The organism is Magnetospirillum sp., from assembly GCA_027532905.1.
In the GTDB taxonomy this organism is placed as follows: Bacteria; Pseudomonadota; Alphaproteobacteria; order CACIAM-22H2; family CACIAM-22H2; genus Tagaea.
Genome location: JAPZUA010000005.1, coordinates 312,589 through 327,477, shown reverse-complemented (window position 1 = coordinate 327,477; position 14,889 = coordinate 312,589). Strand labels below are relative to the sequence as shown.

General features: G+C 64.7%; 17 protein-coding genes. 8 read left to right on the top strand and 9 right to left on the bottom strand.

From position 1 onward, the window contains the following. Positions 1–24: 24 nt before the first annotated feature. Positions 25–795: an aldolase/citrate lyase family protein gene (locus O9320_18170; protein ID MCZ8312776.1), complete on the top strand. Its 771-nt coding sequence runs from the start codon at positions 25–27 to the stop codon at positions 793–795. Here O9320_18170 and O9320_18165 read toward each other — a convergent pair. Next, positions 792–2,045, bottom strand: coding sequence for a class I SAM-dependent RNA methyltransferase (locus O9320_18165; GenBank protein MCZ8312775.1), 1,254 nt, complete (start codon positions 2,043–2,045; stop codon positions 792–794). The genes O9320_18170 and O9320_18165 overlap by 4 nt on opposite strands. Before the next feature lie 47 nt (positions 2,046–2,092). On the opposite strand from O9320_18165, the gene O9320_18160 reads away from it, so the two are divergent. Next, on the top strand, positions 2,093–3,439 hold the full coding sequence (locus O9320_18160) for an adenylate/guanylate cyclase domain-containing protein (GenBank protein ID MCZ8312774.1): 1,347 nt from the start codon (positions 2,093–2,095) through the stop codon (positions 3,437–3,439). A gap of 37 nt (positions 3,440–3,476) precedes the next feature. Here the strand turns inward: O9320_18160 and O9320_18155 are convergent, their stop codons facing one another. Next, positions 3,477–3,812, bottom strand: a complete 336-nt coding sequence (locus O9320_18155) for a hypothetical protein (GenBank protein ID MCZ8312773.1) — start codon at positions 3,810–3,812, stop codon at positions 3,477–3,479. 1,159 nt (positions 3,813–4,971) lie between these two features. Here O9320_18155 and sdhC point away from each other — a divergent pair. From sdhC to O9320_18135, 4 genes are read left to right on the top strand one after another with little or no spacing between them, the layout of a single operon-like run. After that, the gene (gene sdhC / locus O9320_18150; protein ID MCZ8312772.1) at positions 4,972–5,361 is read left to right on the top strand and encodes a succinate dehydrogenase, cytochrome b556 subunit; all 390 of its coding nucleotides are present in this window, start codon (positions 4,972–4,974) and stop codon (positions 5,359–5,361) included. Positions 5,362–5,363: 2 nt separating this feature from the next. Beyond that, complete coding sequence (sdhD, locus tag O9320_18145) at positions 5,364–5,762, top strand: succinate dehydrogenase, hydrophobic membrane anchor protein (protein ID MCZ8312771.1); 399 nt, start codon at positions 5,364–5,366, stop codon at positions 5,760–5,762. 4 nt (positions 5,763–5,766) lie between these two features. Continuing rightward, entirely contained in the window at positions 5,767–7,584 is a 1,818-nt protein-coding gene (gene sdhA, locus O9320_18140) for a succinate dehydrogenase flavoprotein subunit (protein MCZ8312770.1), read from the top strand. Between the two features lie 13 nt (positions 7,585–7,597). Next, positions 7,598–8,374, top strand: coding sequence for a succinate dehydrogenase iron-sulfur subunit (locus tag O9320_18135; GenBank protein ID MCZ8312769.1), 777 nt, complete (start codon positions 7,598–7,600; stop codon positions 8,372–8,374). Positions 8,375–8,992: 618 nt separating this feature from the next. On the opposite strand, the gene O9320_18130 is transcribed toward O9320_18135, so the two are convergent. Continuing rightward, positions 8,993–9,475, bottom strand: a complete 483-nt coding sequence (locus tag O9320_18130; protein MCZ8312768.1) for a cytidine deaminase — start codon at positions 9,473–9,475, stop codon at positions 8,993–8,995. After that, a complete protein-coding gene (locus O9320_18125) occupies positions 9,472–9,873 on the bottom strand; it encodes a metallopeptidase family protein (protein MCZ8312767.1) in 402 nt (133 codons plus the stop codon). Before O9320_18125 ends, O9320_18130 begins: the two co-directional genes overlap by 4 nt. On the opposite strand from O9320_18125, the gene O9320_18120 reads away from it, so the two are divergent. Continuing rightward, positions 9,856–10,227: a 4a-hydroxytetrahydrobiopterin dehydratase gene (locus O9320_18120; protein MCZ8312766.1), complete on the top strand. Its 372-nt coding sequence runs from the start codon at positions 9,856–9,858 to the stop codon at positions 10,225–10,227. The genes O9320_18125 and O9320_18120 overlap by 18 nt on opposite strands. A gap of 3 nt (positions 10,228–10,230) precedes the next feature. Here O9320_18120 and O9320_18115 read toward each other — a convergent pair whose 3' ends face one another. Continuing rightward, on the bottom strand, positions 10,231–10,809 hold the full coding sequence (locus tag O9320_18115) for a hypothetical protein (protein MCZ8312765.1): 579 nt from the start codon (positions 10,807–10,809) through the stop codon (positions 10,231–10,233). After that, positions 10,810–11,571 carry an SDR family NAD(P)-dependent oxidoreductase gene (locus O9320_18110; GenBank protein ID MCZ8312764.1) on the bottom strand — a complete coding sequence of 254 codons (762 nt, stop codon included), beginning with the start codon at positions 11,569–11,571 and terminating at the stop codon, positions 10,810–10,812. A gap of 72 nt (positions 11,572–11,643) precedes the next feature. Between O9320_18110 and O9320_18105 the strand changes: the two genes are divergently transcribed. Further along, positions 11,644–12,090 carry a DUF3429 domain-containing protein gene (locus tag O9320_18105; GenBank protein ID MCZ8312763.1) on the top strand — a complete coding sequence of 149 codons (447 nt, stop codon included), beginning with the start codon at positions 11,644–11,646 and terminating at the stop codon, positions 12,088–12,090. On the opposite strand, the gene O9320_18100 is transcribed toward O9320_18105, so the two are convergent. From O9320_18100 to O9320_18090, 3 genes are read right to left on the bottom strand one after another with little or no spacing between them, the layout of a single operon-like run. Continuing rightward, the gene (locus tag O9320_18100; GenBank protein MCZ8312762.1) at positions 12,074–12,970 is read right to left on the bottom strand and encodes a DMT family transporter; all 897 of its coding nucleotides are present in this window, start codon (positions 12,968–12,970) and stop codon (positions 12,074–12,076) included. The two genes, O9320_18105 and O9320_18100, sit on opposite strands and share 17 nt — an antisense overlap. Then, complete coding sequence (locus tag O9320_18095; GenBank protein ID MCZ8312761.1) at positions 12,970–13,854, bottom strand: DMT family transporter; 885 nt, start codon at positions 13,852–13,854, stop codon at positions 12,970–12,972. Before O9320_18095 ends, O9320_18100 begins: the two co-directional genes overlap by 1 nt. Continuing rightward, positions 13,854–14,771 (bottom strand): DMT family transporter, encoded by a 918-nt coding sequence (locus O9320_18090; protein ID MCZ8312760.1) that lies wholly within the window; start codon positions 14,769–14,771, stop codon positions 13,854–13,856. Before O9320_18090 ends, O9320_18095 begins: the two co-directional genes overlap by 1 nt. Positions 14,772–14,889 lie beyond the last annotated feature (118 nt).

The following is a 14,889-nucleotide window of genomic DNA, read 5'->3' as shown; positions in this document are numbered from 1 at the left end:
CAAAGACACGCGAGGAACCGCCCGATGCGCAAACCAAACCAGCTCAAGCGTCGCTTGGCTAGCGGCAAAAACGCCTTCGGCGTCTGGCTGCATTCGGCCCATGCCGTGACGGTCGAAGCGCTCGCCGACACGGGCTACGATTGCCTCATCATCGACAACGAACACGGCCCCTCGAGCCTCGAGCAGACGCGCGCGCAATTGCAGGCAAGCATGCCCTACGATTGCGGCATGTGCGTGCGCATTCCGTGGGCCGATCCTGTCTATATCAAGCAGGTGCTCGATCTTGGGGCCGACACGCTGATGGTGCCGATGGTCGAGACGGCCGATGCGGCCCGCGCGGTCGTCTCGGCATGCCGCTACCCGCCCGAGGGCAAGCGCGGCATGGGGCCGTGGCGCGCGATGGCGCAGGGGATCGCGGTCGACGCCTATATCGCGCACATGGCCGAGAATCTTTTCGTGATCTGCCAAATCGAATCGCCGCAGGCGGCCGAAAACGCCGCTGCCATTGCAGCCGTGGACGGCGTGGACATGCTGTTCGTCGGCCCTTACGACCTCTCGGGCGCTTTGGGCCTGCCCAACCAGTTCGAACATCCCGCCCATCGGCGCTATGTCGATATGGCGCTCGCGGGTGCCGCGGCCGCCGGCAAGCCGTGCGGGATCGTGCCGCACGGGCCCCACGATGCAGCCAGCCTGTTCGAACGCGGCTTCAGGTTCGTCTCGGCCTCGACCGATTTCGGGCTGATGCGGCGGGCCGCCCTTGCCGAAATTGCGGGGCTTGCGAAAGCGCTCGGTTAGCGCTTGCGCGTTTTCGGCTTCGTGAACACGGCGACGAGTTCGAGATGGCTCGTCCACAGGAACTGGTCGACGGGCACGACGCGCGTCAGCGTGTAGCCGCCGTCGGCGAGGATGCGTGCGTCGCGCGCGAAGGTCGTGGGATTGCAGCTCACCGCCACGATCGTCGGCACGTCGCTTTGCGCAAGCCACCGCGCCTGTTCGGCCGCCCCCTCGCGCGGCGGATCGAAGATCGCAGCGTCGAACGGCTCGAGATCTTCGGGCATGAAAGGGCGGCGCTCGAGATCACGCGCCTCGGCCGTGAAGCGCCCGGCGCGGAAGCTGGCGCGCGCGGCATCCTGCATGGCGGCCACAGCCGCAAAATCGCCCTCGACCGCATGCACGCGTCCGGTCAGCGGAAAGCCGAACGTGCCGAGGCCTGCGAACAGATCGACCGTGCGTTTGGCGCGCCCGACAGCGACCGAAATCTCGGCGGCGATCGCAAGCTCGGCAGGCCGTGCGGCTTGCAAAAACGCCCCCGGCGGCGGGACCACTTGCACGGTGCCGAACGTCACGTGCGGATTTTCGTGCAGCGCCACGATCTCGGCGACCGCACCGGGCTCGCTGCGCCAAGTCGTGCGCACAATGCCGTTGGCGGCCGCAAAATCTGCGAAGGCGAGGCGCTTGCGCGCATCGAGCGTGCGCCCGGTCAACAGCAGATCGAAGCCGTTGTCGGCGCGCGTCAGATGCAGATCGAGCGCTTCGTTGCCGCGCAGCAGATCGTCGAGCAACGCGCGCAGCTTCGGCAGCAAGGCAACGATCGACGGTTCGAGCACGTGGCACGCGGTCATGTCCGCGATCGCGTCGCTTGCCGGCGCATGGAAGCCGAGCAGCAGCCCGTCGCCTGTGCGCCTTGCGGCAAGCTCGGCGCGCCGGCGGGTGCCGGGTGCAATGCGCAGCATCGGCAACGGGGCGATGTCGAAGCCCCGGCTGGCCAGGGCCGCGCGCAGCAAGTCGCTTTTCCACGCGACATAGGCGGCATCCGACAGATGCTGCAGGCTGCAGCCGCCGCAGCGGCCGAAAAGCGGGCAGGGCGCTGCGATGCGGTCGGGCGAGGTTGCGAGGATTTCGACCAGCTGGGCGCGCTCTTTGCCGGTTCGTGTCGCCCGCACCTGTTCGCCCGGCAAGGTGCCGGCCACATAGAGCGGGCCGTCGGCAATGCCGTCGCCATTCGCGCCGAGCTTGCGGATCGTGATATCGATTGTTTCTGCCATGATGGCGCAGGTGTAACCAACAAAGGCCGGATAGCGAAGCGAAACCTATGGGCTGGCTCCACAATATCCGGCGTCTGACCGGGACCGCACCGATCCGGCTGTCCGCGCGCGTGCGCCAGGCCATCGCCGCCGAGCAGGATCGCGCCGAAATCGCGATCGGCTCGGTCCAGCTCGCCATCGTCGTGGTTTTCGGCGTTTTCTATGCGGCAAGCCCCAAGACGTTTGCGGCCGGCGTGCCGTTTGCGCCTGTCCCTTACGCGCTCTCGGCCTATGCCGCCTTCACGCTGCTGCGGCTTGCCGCCGCGTGGCGCGCGCGATTGCCCGGTTGGTTCTTGGCGGTGTCGATCGTGGTCGACATGGCGCTCTTGATGACGCTGATCTGGAGCTTCCACATCCAGTACATGCAGCCGCCCGCCTTCTATCTGAAGGCGCCCACGTTGCTCTACGTGTTCATCTTCATCGCGTTGCGCACGCTGCGCTTCGAGGCGCGCTACGTGCTGCTGGCGGGGCTTGCCGGGATGGTTGGCTGGCTCTGCCTCGTCGCCTACGCCGCTGCCTACGATATGAACAGCATGCCGGTGACGCGCGACTATGTGCGCTACATGACAAGCCCGTCGATTCTGTGGGGCGCCGAGATCGACAAAATCCTGTCGATCGCGATCGTGACGTCGATCCTTGCGTTGGCGCAGGTTCGCGCACGCGCGATGCTCGAGCGCGGTGCGGCACAAGGCTCGGCGATCCTCGAATTGTCGCGGTTTTTCGCGCCCGAAATCGCCAAACGCATTTCGGACGCCGAGCAAGCGCTGGTGCCCGGCGAAGGCGAAATGCGCGCGGCGGCGGCTTTGTTCGTCGATCTGCGCGGCTTCTCCAATCTCGCGCGCGCTTTGCCCCCGCGCGATCTCGTGGCGCTGCTCTCGGACTATCAGGCGCGTTTTGCGCCCGTCATACGCGCGCATGGCGGCTCGATCGACAAATTCATCGGCGACGGCATTCTCGCAAGTTTCGGCGCGGCCCTGCCGAACCCGCGTGCGGCCGCCGATGCGCTTGCCTGCGTCGATGCATTGCTGTTCGAAGCGCAAGCTTGGCGCACGGCGCGCGACGCCCAAGGTTTGTCCTCGCTCGAGGTGGGATTCGGCGTGGCGGCGGGCACGGTATTGTTCGCGTGCGTTGGCGATGCCGACCGCCTCGAATACACGGTCATCGGCGACGTCGTTAATCTCGCGGCTCGCCTCGAAAAACAGACCAAAACCGAAAAATGCCGCGCCCTTGCCACGCGCGAGACGTTCGAACTGGCGCTGACCCAAGATTTCCGCCCGACCGTCGAGCCGCGACGCGTCTTGGGCGTTGCCATCCCAGGCCTTGCCCAACCCGTCGATCTCGTCGTGCTCGGCTGAAAACTTGACAGGTTTGGGCGCCGATGGTGCCAGCGCTTCAAAAGCGGTCGCTGAGCGCCGGGTCGAGTTCTAATTTCTCTGCAATTTCAAAGGCCGACGCGGTTCGGTCGATTTTGCGACTCGAAGCCAAGGCAGCCCGCCGCAGGATTGGGCTGGCGGCCCAAGTCTTTGAAAATAAACGAAGTCGAAAAAGTCCCAAAATCCATTTGGCGGGGGGGTGGGGGCGTGATACCCAAATTGTTGTCAGGAAAGCGAAGTCTTCGCCGTCTTCGCGCCGTTGTTGTCCGGGCGGGACATCAGGCTCCGACACGCCGATGGAGTGCCGGCGGTCGCGCGCAAGCGGACCGTCGGCACCACCGGCTTTTCGCTTCAAAAATCCCAATGAAATCAATTTTCACGCGCCCCAAAATAAAAGAGGCGTCAGGGGCGATCTTGCGATCGGCCGTTGTCCGGGCGGGACAAAGGGCTCCCTGACGCCTCATGAGGACCGTCCGGGGCCGACATGCATTTCGGCCCCCGACACCACCCTGCCGCAGCCGGGGTTTGCACCCTCGGGCATCGGCATGGCCGCCTCGCGGCAAGCCAAACTCGGGTTTGCTCTCGGATGGACCTGCTTCGCACGGCAGCTCGGACCCTGGTCAGGCCGTCCGCCGCGTTCCACCGACAGGGGCCTGCCGCACCGCGCGCGGGTGCCTGCCAGCCCATTCCCCGATACGCCCGACCCTTGCCAGCCCCCGTGCTTTCGAGCCGACCCGGAACCATGTGCGAGCCTCGATCAGACCGCAGCGAGTTGCCCCGCGCTAAGTCTTTCGTCCCTCGCGCGTCGCTTTCGGCCGCCGCAGGTGCTTAGGGCTTCCCGAGCCCCGCCCGCCGTCGCCGCCGAAAGGACGGGTTCCTTGCAGAACCCATGCTTCCCGACCCAACCCGAACCCATGCCCGAAGGCGCGGATCCATCGGCGCCGTTCGTATCGCCCTGGCGTGGCCTGGCTCTCGGGGAGCCCGACGACCGTCGCGATACAAACGAGTTGCTGCACCCTCGCGCGGACTTTCGCCCGCATCCGGTCCAGCCGCTCCTGAAGACCTTGAATTGCCCCTTCCGCCCGCGCCGCAACGCCTTTCGGCGGCGGCTCCTGCCAGTGGATGGCGCTTCAGCTCTTGGCTAGCCACGAAGCGCTCTGCGGTTTGATCGAGGCGACCCGCCTGTCTTCACGTTCTCGCTTACCAAGGCCTAGGGTCTCAAAGGCGCCGTTAACCCTCAATAATAATCAAAAAGATCGACGCATATTTCTGTTGATAAAGTTTCGAGTTGATCACAGCTTGCGAACAATTATTCCACAGACCTATCCACAACCAATTCTTTGCAGGTGCGGCAAGTCTTTGCCCCGCGCCTGTTTATTGGGCTTTGTGCGGCCGTCAAGCGTGCGATTGACGGCGTGGCGAAGCCGGTCTACATCGATACCGCAAGACGCAAGGGCGGAGCCAACAAGGGGGGCAGTGCCACGATGGCGGCGGAAACCAAAGAAACAGTCAAAATGCATGCGCGGCCCTTGTCGCCGCATTTGCAGATCTACCGCCCGCAATTCACGTCGGTCCTGTCGATCACGCACCGCATCACGGGCGTTGCACTTGCGGTCGGCACGCTGCTGCTGGTCTGGTGGCTCGCGGCGGCCGCCCTTGGCGAAGCGGCCTATGCGCGCGTCGGCGGCTTCATCGATTCGCCGATCGGCCTGTTGCTGCTGTTCGGCTGGTCGCTGGCACTGTTCTACCATTTGGGCAATGGCATCCGTCATCTGTTCTGGGATGCCGGGCGCGGCTTCGATCTGCCGACGGCCGAAAAATCCGGTTATGCGGTGATTGCCTTTGCACTCGCGGCCACATTGGTTGCCTGGGTGGTCGGTCTCGCCGTTTTGGGAGGGCGCTGAACATGGCGACCATCGGCAAAAAATCGCTGCGTTCGGATCTGGGGCGCGTACGCGGCCTCGGCTCGGCCAAGGACGGCACACATCATTGGTGGGGCCAGCGCGTGACCGCGATCGCCCTGGTACCCCTCACGATCTGGTTCGTGGCGAGCATCGTGGGTCTTGCGGGCGCACCGCTCACGGCACTCAAAGCTTGGGTTGCGTCGCCCGTGGTGGCCGTGTTGCTGCTGGCCCTGATCGTCGCCGTGTTCCAGCATGCGCGTCTGGGCTTGCAAGTCGTGATCGAAGACTACGTGCACGACGAGGCCTTCAAGATCGCGTCGCTGCTGGCGATGAACGCGGCGGCCCTGCTGCTCGGCGGCATTGCCGTTTTGTCGATACTCAAGCTCGCTTTTGGAGGCTGATACCATGCCCGACGCATCGAGCGGACCGTCGCTGGGCGGCCAAGCCTACAAAATCGTCGACCATATTTACGATGTCGTGGTCGTGGGCGCGGGTGGTGCCGGTCTTCGCGCCACCTTCGGCATGGCGGCCAAGGGCCTCAAGACCGCCTGCATCTCCAAAGTATTCCCCACGCGTAGCCACACCGTGGCAGCGCAAGGCGGCATCTCGGCAGCACTCGGCAATATGGGCGCGGACGATTGGCGCTGGCACATGTACGACACCGTCAAGGGCTCCGACTGGCTCGGCGACCAGGACGCGATCGAATACATGTGCAAGGAAGCGATCCCGGCCATCATCGAGCTCGAGCATTACGGCGTGCCGTTCAGCCGCACGACCGAAGGCAAGATCTACCAGCGCCCGTTCGGCGGCATGACGACCGACTACGGCAAGGGCGTTGCCCAGCGCACTTGCGCTGCCGCCGACCGTACCGGCCATGCGATCCTGCACACGCTCTATCAGCAGTCGTTGCGCAACAATGCCGAGTTCTTCATCGAGTATTTCGCGCTCGACCTCATCATGGACGAAGACGGGGCCTGCCGTGGCGTGATGGCGTGGAACCTGCTCGACGGCACCTTGCATCGCTTCACGGCGCACCTTGTTGTTTTGGCCACTGGAGGCTACGGGCGCGCCTATTTCTCGGCGACGTCGGCGCACACCTGCACCGGCGACGGCAACGCGATGGCGCTGCGCGCCGGCTTGCCGCTCGAAGACATGGAATTCATCCAGTTCCACCCGACGGGCATCTACGGGGCGGGCTGCCTCATTACCGAAGGCTCGCGCGGCGAAGGCGGCTACCTCACCAACTCGAACGGCGAGCGCTTCATGGAGCGCTATGCGCCGTCGGCCAAGGATCTCGCCTCGCGCGATGTCGTGAGCCGCGCCATGACGATGGAAATCCGCGAAGGGCGCGGTGTGGGCGAACATAAAGACCACATCCATCTGCATCTCGAGCATCTCGACGCCAAGCTGCTGCACGAGCGTCTGCCCGGCATTTCGGAGACCGCGAAGATTTTCGCGGGCGTCGATGTGACCAAGGAGCCGATCCCGGTGCTGCCGACCGTGCACTACAACATGGGCGGCATTCCGACCAATTTCCGCTGCGAAGTCGTGACGATGAAAAACGGCTCGGCAAGCGTCGTGCCGGGCCTCATGGCGATCGGCGAAGCGGCGTGCGTGTCGGTGCATGGTGCCAACCGCTTGGGCTCGAACTCGCTGCTCGACCTCGTCGTGTTCGGCCGCTCGGCTGCGATCCGCGCAGCCGAACTCGTGCAGCCGGGCAGCCCGCACAAGCCCCTGCCCGCCAAAGCGGGCGATGCGGCCGTGGCGCGCTTCGACAAGATGCGCAACGCCAAGGGCCCGGCGCCCACGTCGGCTCTGCGTGCGGAGATGCAGCGCATCATGCAGAACAACTGTGCTGTCTACCGCACGGGCGACGTTTTGTCGGAAGGCTCGAAGCTCATCGGTGCGACATTCGCCAAGAACGGCGATATCGGTGTCGCCGACCGTTCGATGGTGTGGAATTCCGATCTCGTCGAAGCGCTCGAGTACGACAATCTGATCGCCCAGGCCGTCGTCACGCTCGAGAGTGCTTTGAACCGCAAGGAAAGCCGCGGCGCGCATGCGCGCGAAGACTATCCGAACCGCGACGACAAAGATTGGATGAAGCACACGATCTGCTGGCTCGACGACAAGGGCAAGGCGACGATGGGCTACCGCCCGGTCGTGCTGACGTCGCTGACCAACGAAGTCCAGGCCTTCCCGCCCAAAGCGCGCGTGTATTGAGGGGTTAAGATCGATGGCCGAGTTCACACTGCCCGCAAATTCCAAGGTGCATGACGGCAAGAAGTGGCCGTCGCCCGAGGGTGCGAAGCGCACCAAGAATTTCAAGATCTACCGCTGGGACCCGGACACGGGCGCCAATCCGCGCGTCGATACCTACACGCTCGATCTCGACAAGACCGCACCGATGGTCTTGGACGCGCTCATCAAGATCAAGAACGAGACCGACAGCACGCTCACCTTCCGCCGCTCGTGCCGCGAGGGCGTGTGCGGCTCGTGTGCGATGAACATCGACGGCACCAACACGCTCGCCTGCACGAAGCCCATCGCGGAGTGCGAAGGCGACGTCAAAATCTATCCGCTACCGCACATGCCGGTGGTCAAGGACCTGGTGCCGGACCTCACGCAAGCCTATGCGCAGCTGCGCTCGATCGAGCCGTGGCTCAAGAGCGAAACGCCGCCGCCCGACCGCGAGCGGCTGCAGAGCCCCGAAGAGCGCGCCAAGCTCGACGGCATGTGGGAATGCATTTTGTGCTTCTCGTGCACGACCTCGTGCCCGAGCTATTGGTGGAATGGCGACCGGTATTTGGGGCCGGCGGTGTTGCTGCAGGCCTATCGCTGGATCGCCGACAGCCGCGACGAAGCCACGGGCGAACGGCTCGACAATCTCGAAGATCCGTTCCGCCTCTATCGCTGCCACACGATCATGAACTGCACGAAGACGTGCCCCAAAGGCCTAAACCCGGCCAAGGCGATCGCGGAAATCAAAAAGCTGATGGTGGCGCGCAAGTAACGCGCGCCGGAGAGCCGTCGTTGTTATTCGGTTGCGGCTTGCGCCGAAGCGCCAGCGCGGGCGGCCGTGTCTTCCGACATCATGGCCGCACCTGCCATCGTCAATGTCAGCGCCAGAATCGCGATCGCAAAAAGCCGCATGGCGACGGGTCCACTCTTAGGGATAACGAACGAGTTTCCAGACGCAGGATTTCTTGTCGTAGGCGGGCATGCGTGTACCCCTCGGGAAGGAGGAGCGGCCCGACGGCGTTCCCTGGCTTTCCCAAATTCCGCTCTCGGGGCATGTCTGGCCCGTGACGACCATCGTACCGATCGGCAATTTGGCGGGAGCTGCAGCACCCGGTTTGGCGGGGCCTCCCATTTTCGGTGGTAGCGGCATTGCGTTCCTCTGGCGGCCGAACATTGCTCGTTGCCTGTGTTCTAAGCCGGTTTTGCGTTGCAAATTGCGACCGGCGAATGCCCGACGCTTTCTCACGGCATACCCGGTTGCCTGCCGAATCAATTAAGGCAGATTCGCCCGGTACACAATATCGAAGCGTTATGATGGATAATAACCCATCTTCATTAAACGGTCAACTGAGGGGTGCGTCATAAGAATTTGTAAACATTGGAAAATTCTCTATTGCCGCGGATTCCGGCTTTTGGGTACGGAATATTTGCGGGGCAACAGCTCGTCGACCGGTACCGCGACCGCCCCTTCTTCGCCCGGAACCACGACTCGACAGCCGCGCGCGAAGTCCGACAGCAGCTCGCGGCAAATGCCGCACGGGCTCACGATGCGGATCGTGCGGTCGGCCTCGGACGGGCGCGGATGGCGCACCGAGACAATCATGTCGATCTCGCTTTCGCCGTCGGCGAGGGCTCGGCCGACTGCAACGGCCTCCGCGCAGACCGAGGCGCGGCCCACATAGGTATCGAGATGCACGGCCGTGTAGATGCGGCCAGTGCGTGTGCGCAAGGCCGCCCCGATATGATGGCGGTTTTCGGCATAGAGCCTGGCGATCGCCTCGCGGGCCGCATCGATAAGCGCATGATCGCTTGGGGCGAGCGTTTGGAAGGTCTGGCCGTTGCCGGTGGCTGTCTGGTCGGAATCGGCGGTCATTCGCTGCGTCTTTCCAGTTCTTCCATGTCGTCGTCCGAGAAGCCGAAATGGTGGCCGATCTCGTGGATCATCACGTGGCGCACGAGCGTATAGAGGTCTTCGCCGGTTTCGCACCAGTAGTCGAGCAGCGGACGGCGATAGAGGAAGATCATGTCGGGTGACGTGCGCACGGTTGCGACCGACTCGCGCAGCATGTCTATGCCGCGATAGAGGCCCATGAGCTCGAACGGGCTTTCGAGCTCCATCTCTTTTTCGGTCTCGGCGTCGCAGAAATCCTCGATGCGCAGCACCACGTTTTCGACGTGGCGGCGCAGCTCCGCCGGGATCGTGGCGAGTGCCTGTTCGGCAAGCCGTTCGATTTCGGCGAGATCGGGCGGCAGATGGGGCTTGTGTTCCATGGCAGGGGCGGACCTTATCAAGCTAATGTTGCGGCTGCCAACATATGCCAAGGAGGATCGAGGAAAATGGCCGAAAAACTCACGGGGCCTGCGCGCACCGCCGCCCTCGGCGCGCTTTCGGGCTGGAGCGAATTGCCGGGCCGCGACGCGATCGCCAAATCCTTCAAATTCGTCGACTTCAACGCGGCCTTCGCCTTCATGACGCGCGTGGCATTGAAGGCCGAGGCGATGGACCACCACCCCGAATGGTTCAACGTCTACAACAAGGTCGACATCGTGCTCGCGACCCACGATGCGGGCGGCCTGTCGGCCCTTGATGTCGAAATGGCCAAATTCATCGACGCAATCGCGTGAGGTTCACCTCGCACTCGCATGCACGACCGGTTTGTAGCCGGCGGCCAAGGCTGCGACCGTGCCCTCGGGCGTGAGGACTTCGACCGTGCCCGTCGGAATTTCGGCGGGCGTATAGCCGGCGTGGTGCCAGCGCCAGGCTTTGCCGCGCCATTTGACAAAGGCCTCTGTGTCGATCGCGAACATCGCCCCCTCGGGCAGTTCGCTGAAAGTCGCGGGCCACGGGCGCAGGCGGTCGGATGCCAGATATTTGTCGAGCGTTTCGGCGTTCGCACGTCTGCCGGGATAGAGTTTTAAGAAAAGATCGTAGGCTTGGCGGCGGCATTCCGCACACGGGCGGTGGCCGGCGGCGAGTGCGGTCGCTTCGTCGAGGAAGAACAGCTCGGTGTAGTGGCCGGGCTGCATGATGCGCCGCTTGCGGCCTTTGAAGCTCGTGAGGCACACGAGCCAGCGTTTCTCGCGCGTATGTTCGACCTCGAGATTGCGGTGCTCGCCATGCAGGCAGCCGCGATTGCCCATAAACATGCCGCGCGCCGGATCGGCCTGGATCGTCGAAAACGGCGTGACGCGATTTTGCAGCGGCATCTATTTGGGGCCCATGCGGATCGCCCCGTCGAGGCGGATCGTTTCGCCGTTCAGCATCGGGTTGGCGAGCATGTGCAGCACCAAGGCCGCGTATTCGTCGGGCCTGCCGAACCGTGTGGGGAACGGCACTTGGGATGCGAGGCTGTCCTGCAGCGCTTGCGGCATGCCGAGCAGCATCGGCGTGCCGAAAAGGCCGGGGGCAATGCTCATCACGCGGATGCCGGTCTTCGCGAATTCGCGTGCGGCGGGCAGCGTGAGAGCCGCAACCCCGCCCTTTGAGGCCGCATAGCCCGCCTGGCCGATCTGGCCGTCGAAGGCGGCGACCGAGGCGGTCATCACGATGAGGCCGCGCTCGCCGTCCGCGTTGGGGGCGAGGGTCTGCATGTCGGACGCTGCAAGGCGCATCATGTTGAAGGTGCCGATCAAATTGATCTCGATCGTGCGCCGAAACGCATCGAGCGCCATCGGCCCGTCTTTGCCGACGATGCGGGCGGCGGGTGCAATGCCCGCACAATTCACCAGCAGGCGTGCGGCCCCGTGCGCGCTGCGTGCTTGCGCGATCGCCGCTTCCGCCGATGCGGCCGATACCACGTCGCAGGCGATGGACATGCCGCCGATTTCGCCGGCGACGCGGGCGGCGGCTTCGTGGTTGATATCGAGCACCGCGACTTTGGCGCCGGCTGCTGCGAGTGCGCGCGCGGTCCCTTCGCCGAGGCCGGAGCCGCCGCCGGTTACGATCGCTGCTTGGCCTTTGATGTCCATGGCTTGATTCCTTTGCGCCGACGCGTCAGGTTCGGGTCCCTGTTCCTCTAGCGGATTCCCGCAAGGTCGCCAATGTCTGCCTTTTCGCTGAATCTGGTTCCGCGTCCGGCATTGTGGCTGGGGTTCGGCGGTTTGCTGCCGTTCTATGGCTGCGTTTTTGCGCTGTGGAACGGCGATGCCGAAGCCGCTGCCACGGCCGTGCTGCTGAACTACGCGGCCGCGATCCTTTCGTTTCTGGGGGCCGTGCATTGGGGCCGCGCCCTTGCCGACCCCGCCCAGCAGAACTGGAACGTGCTCGGCTGGAGCGTGGCCCCCGCTTTGCTCGGCTGGCTCGCCGCGACATGGATGGAGGCGGCTCCGGCCCTCATTCTGCTGATCGTCGGGTTCTGGGCGGCCTTTGCGGTCGATTTGCGCGCGGCCGCCGAAGGCCGCTTTCCGCTCTGGTACTTGGCGCTGCGCCGCGCTTTGTCGGCCCTCGTAGTGCTGGCCTTGGCGCTCGCCCTTACGGCCGTTTGGTGAGCTTGGCCTCGCGCCTTGCGATATAGAAGGTGCTGGCGGCGATGATCGCAGCCCCCACCAGCGTGTGCGTCTCGAGCGTTTCGCCGAAGACAAGCACGCCGATCGCGGCGGCGAGGATCAGGCGCCCGTAGTCCATCGGATCGACTGCCGTGGCTTCGGCGACGCGATAGGCGCGCACGATGAAATACTGGCCGAGCGACCCGAGAATGCCGAGGCCGACCAGGAACGGCCATTCGGCCGCCGTGGGCGTGCGCCACACGAGCCAGGCCGGACCCGCCGCCAGCACGGTCGACATGGCTGCGAACCAGAACACGGTGGTTTCCGCGGTTTCGGTTTCGCTGAGCCGTTTGAGTGCGACCGAAACGCAAGCCACGAGGAAGCCACTGAACAGCGCCACGAATGCGTAGGGGTTGAGGCCTTCCGCACCGGGCTGCACCATCACGACCACCCCTGCGAAGCCGACGGCCGTGGCGGTCCAACGCCGCCAGCGCACTTGCTCGCCCAAGAACAGCACGGCGAGCAAGACGAGGAACAGCGGCCGCACGAAACCCAAGGCCACGGCATCGGCAAGCGGCATCTGCGTGATCGCGAAGAAGCCGGTGGCCATGGCGCTGAAGCCCAAGATCGTGCGCGCGAAATGAGCACCCAAGCGCCGCGTGGCGACGTGCGCAATGCCGCCGACGGCAAGCACGACGGGGGCGATCGTCGCGAAGGCGAACAGGCAGCGGAAAAACACGATCTGCATCGGATGCATCGCCGCACCCAGATGTTTGATGATCGCTTCCATGCTGCCGAAGGCCAGCATCGCCGCGATCGCCCACAGGCAGCCGCGCGCATTGCCGGGCAGGCTTCGCACCCATCGAAAAAAACGCGCGCCCATCAGCCGCCGCCCAGGCTGGGCTTGCGGCCCATGCGGATTTCGCGAAAGGCGATATAGGCCGTGGCCGCGATCAGCACGCAAGTGCCCGCAAGCGTCCAGCGGTCCGGCACTTCGGCGAAGATCGCCCAGCCGAATAGGATCGAGAACACGAGCCGCAGATAGTCGAACGGCACCACGGCCGACGCGTCGGCGGCGCGGTAGGCGCGCAAGGCCATCCACTGCCCGAGCGTGGCCGCCACCGCAATGCCGACGAGCAGTGCGAATTCGAACAAGGTCGGCGCGAGCCAAACATAGAGCGCCGGGCCCACGCTCGCGAGCGATGTGACGATGCCGAAATAGGCCATGATCGTGGCGTTCTTTTCGCTCCCCTGCAGCTTCTTCACGAGGACGACGACGTCGGCGATGAAGAAGGCACCCAGCAATGCTGCGATGTGCGCGACTTCGAATGCGTAGGAGCCCGGCCGCACGATGAGGGCCACGCCCAAGAAGCCCACGAACGTGGCGAGCCAGCGCGGCAGGCCCACCTTTTCGCCAAGGAAGAAGGCCGCAAGGCACACCGCGAACAGCGGTTTGGCGAACGAGATTGCGACCGCGTCAGCGAGCGGCAGATGGGCGATCGCGTACATGCCGCAGAACATGCCTGACACGCCCGCCAAAGCGCGCATCACGTGCAAGGCGGGCCTGCCGGTCAAAAACAGCCCGGTCCCGCCGCGCAGCACGAAGGGCAGCGTCACGAGCAGGCCGAAAAAACAGCGCACGAACGCGATCTGGAAAACGTCGAGCCGCGCGCCGAGCTCCTTGACCGCGACCCCCTGCAGCGAGAACACCGCGCCCGCGCCGATCATCCACAAAGCGCCCTCAAGGTTCCTGTTCGGCAGCACCATCACGAGATCCGCTCGGCTGCGGCGATCTGCGCTTCGCGGCGCGCGATATATACCGTGGCGCCGACGATGACGGCCCCGCCGACCCAGGTCCACAGATCGGGCACTTCGCCGAACACGAGATACGCGAGCAATGCAACCATCGGCAGCCGCGTGAAATCGAACGGCAGCACGTAGCTTGCGTCGCACACGGCCAATGCGCGCGTGAAACTCTGGTGGGCGAGGGTCGCGAACAGGCCCAGGAAAAACGTGAGAACCCAAGCCTGCGCCGACGGCCATTGCCACACGAACGAAGCCGGGATCGCCGACATCGGCACGAGATAGAGCGTCATGTAGAGGATGATCGCATTGGGATTGTCGGTGCGCGTGAGCTGCTTGACCGTGATCGAGTTCCAGCCGCCCAACGCGGCCGAGGCCAGCACCAGCAGATGCGCGAACGACACCACGTCGAGCCCCGGGCGCAGCACGATCATGGCGCCGAGGAAGCCCACGATCGTAGCGGTCCAGCGCCGCTGCCGCACGACCTCGCCCAGCAGCAGCGCCGCCGCCGCCGTCGCGAACAGGGGCGACGTGAAGGAGAGGGCGGTTGCTTCCGCGATCGGCAGCGAGGCGATGGCCGTGAACCAGCACAGCATCGAGCCGTAGCCGACGAAGGCGCGCGAGAAATAGAGTTTGTGGCTGGCGGTGCGCAGCCCCTCGAAGCCCGTGCGCGCGAGCCACGGAAGCATGAACGCGCAGCCCGTGGCGCAGCGCAGGAACGCGACCTGAAACGGATGCAGCTCCTGGTTCATCGCGCGGATGACGACGTTCATGGCGGCAAAACACGCCGCCGCGGCCGTCATCAACAGGGCTCCCTTGACCGCTCCGGACAGGCCGCCGAAACGGGTGCGCGCCTTGCCGAGTATTGCGGGGTCGAACATTGCGGGCGTTTTCCTCTCGCGAGGAAAAGTCTAGCCGCCGCACCCCGGCCGGAGCCAGTGACCTTGCGCACAAGGCAGACTTGTCGCAAGCACGGGGCTCGCCGCCTTTGTATTCGAA

What these genes read in the sequence shown, in the direction of transcription:
- O9320_18125 (MCZ8312767.1), bottom strand. Translation starts at nt 9,873, where the DNA reads ATGGAACACAAGCCCCATCTGCCGCCCGATCTCGCCGAAATCGAACGG.
- O9320_18160 (MCZ8312774.1), top strand. Translation starts at nt 2,093, where the DNA reads ATGGGCTGGCTCCACAATATCCGGCGTCTGACCGGGACCGCACCGATC.
- O9320_18090 (MCZ8312760.1), bottom strand. Translation starts at nt 14,771, where the DNA reads ATGTTCGACCCCGCAATACTCGGCAAGGCGCGCACCCGTTTCGGCGGC.
- O9320_18105 (MCZ8312763.1), top strand. Translation starts at nt 11,644, where the DNA reads ATGTCTGCCTTTTCGCTGAATCTGGTTCCGCGTCCGGCATTGTGGCTG.
- O9320_18120 (MCZ8312766.1), top strand. Translation starts at nt 9,856, where the DNA reads ATGGGGCTTGTGTTCCATGGCAGGGGCGGACCTTATCAAGCTAATGTT.
- O9320_18135 (MCZ8312769.1), top strand. Translation starts at nt 7,598, where the DNA reads ATGGCCGAGTTCACACTGCCCGCAAATTCCAAGGTGCATGACGGCAAG.
- O9320_18130 (MCZ8312768.1), bottom strand. Translation starts at nt 9,475, where the DNA reads ATGACCGCCGATTCCGACCAGACAGCCACCGGCAACGGCCAGACCTTC.
- sdhD (MCZ8312771.1), top strand. Translation starts at nt 5,364, where the DNA reads ATGGCGACCATCGGCAAAAAATCGCTGCGTTCGGATCTGGGGCGCGTA.
- O9320_18115 (MCZ8312765.1), bottom strand. Translation starts at nt 10,809, where the DNA reads ATGCCGCTGCAAAATCGCGTCACGCCGTTTTCGACGATCCAGGCCGAT.
- sdhC (MCZ8312772.1), top strand. Translation starts at nt 4,972, where the DNA reads ATGCATGCGCGGCCCTTGTCGCCGCATTTGCAGATCTACCGCCCGCAA.
- O9320_18170 (MCZ8312776.1), top strand. Translation starts at nt 25, where the DNA reads ATGCGCAAACCAAACCAGCTCAAGCGTCGCTTGGCTAGCGGCAAAAAC.
- O9320_18165 (MCZ8312775.1), bottom strand. Translation starts at nt 2,045, where the DNA reads ATGGCAGAAACAATCGATATCACGATCCGCAAGCTCGGCGCGAATGGC.
- O9320_18095 (MCZ8312761.1), bottom strand. Translation starts at nt 13,854, where the DNA reads ATGGTGCTGCCGAACAGGAACCTTGAGGGCGCTTTGTGGATGATCGGC.
- sdhA (MCZ8312770.1), top strand. Translation starts at nt 5,767, where the DNA reads ATGCCCGACGCATCGAGCGGACCGTCGCTGGGCGGCCAAGCCTACAAA.
- O9320_18100 (MCZ8312762.1), bottom strand. Translation starts at nt 12,970, where the DNA reads ATGGGCGCGCGTTTTTTTCGATGGGTGCGAAGCCTGCCCGGCAATGCG.
- O9320_18110 (MCZ8312764.1), bottom strand. Translation starts at nt 11,571, where the DNA reads ATGGACATCAAAGGCCAAGCAGCGATCGTAACCGGCGGCGGCTCCGGC.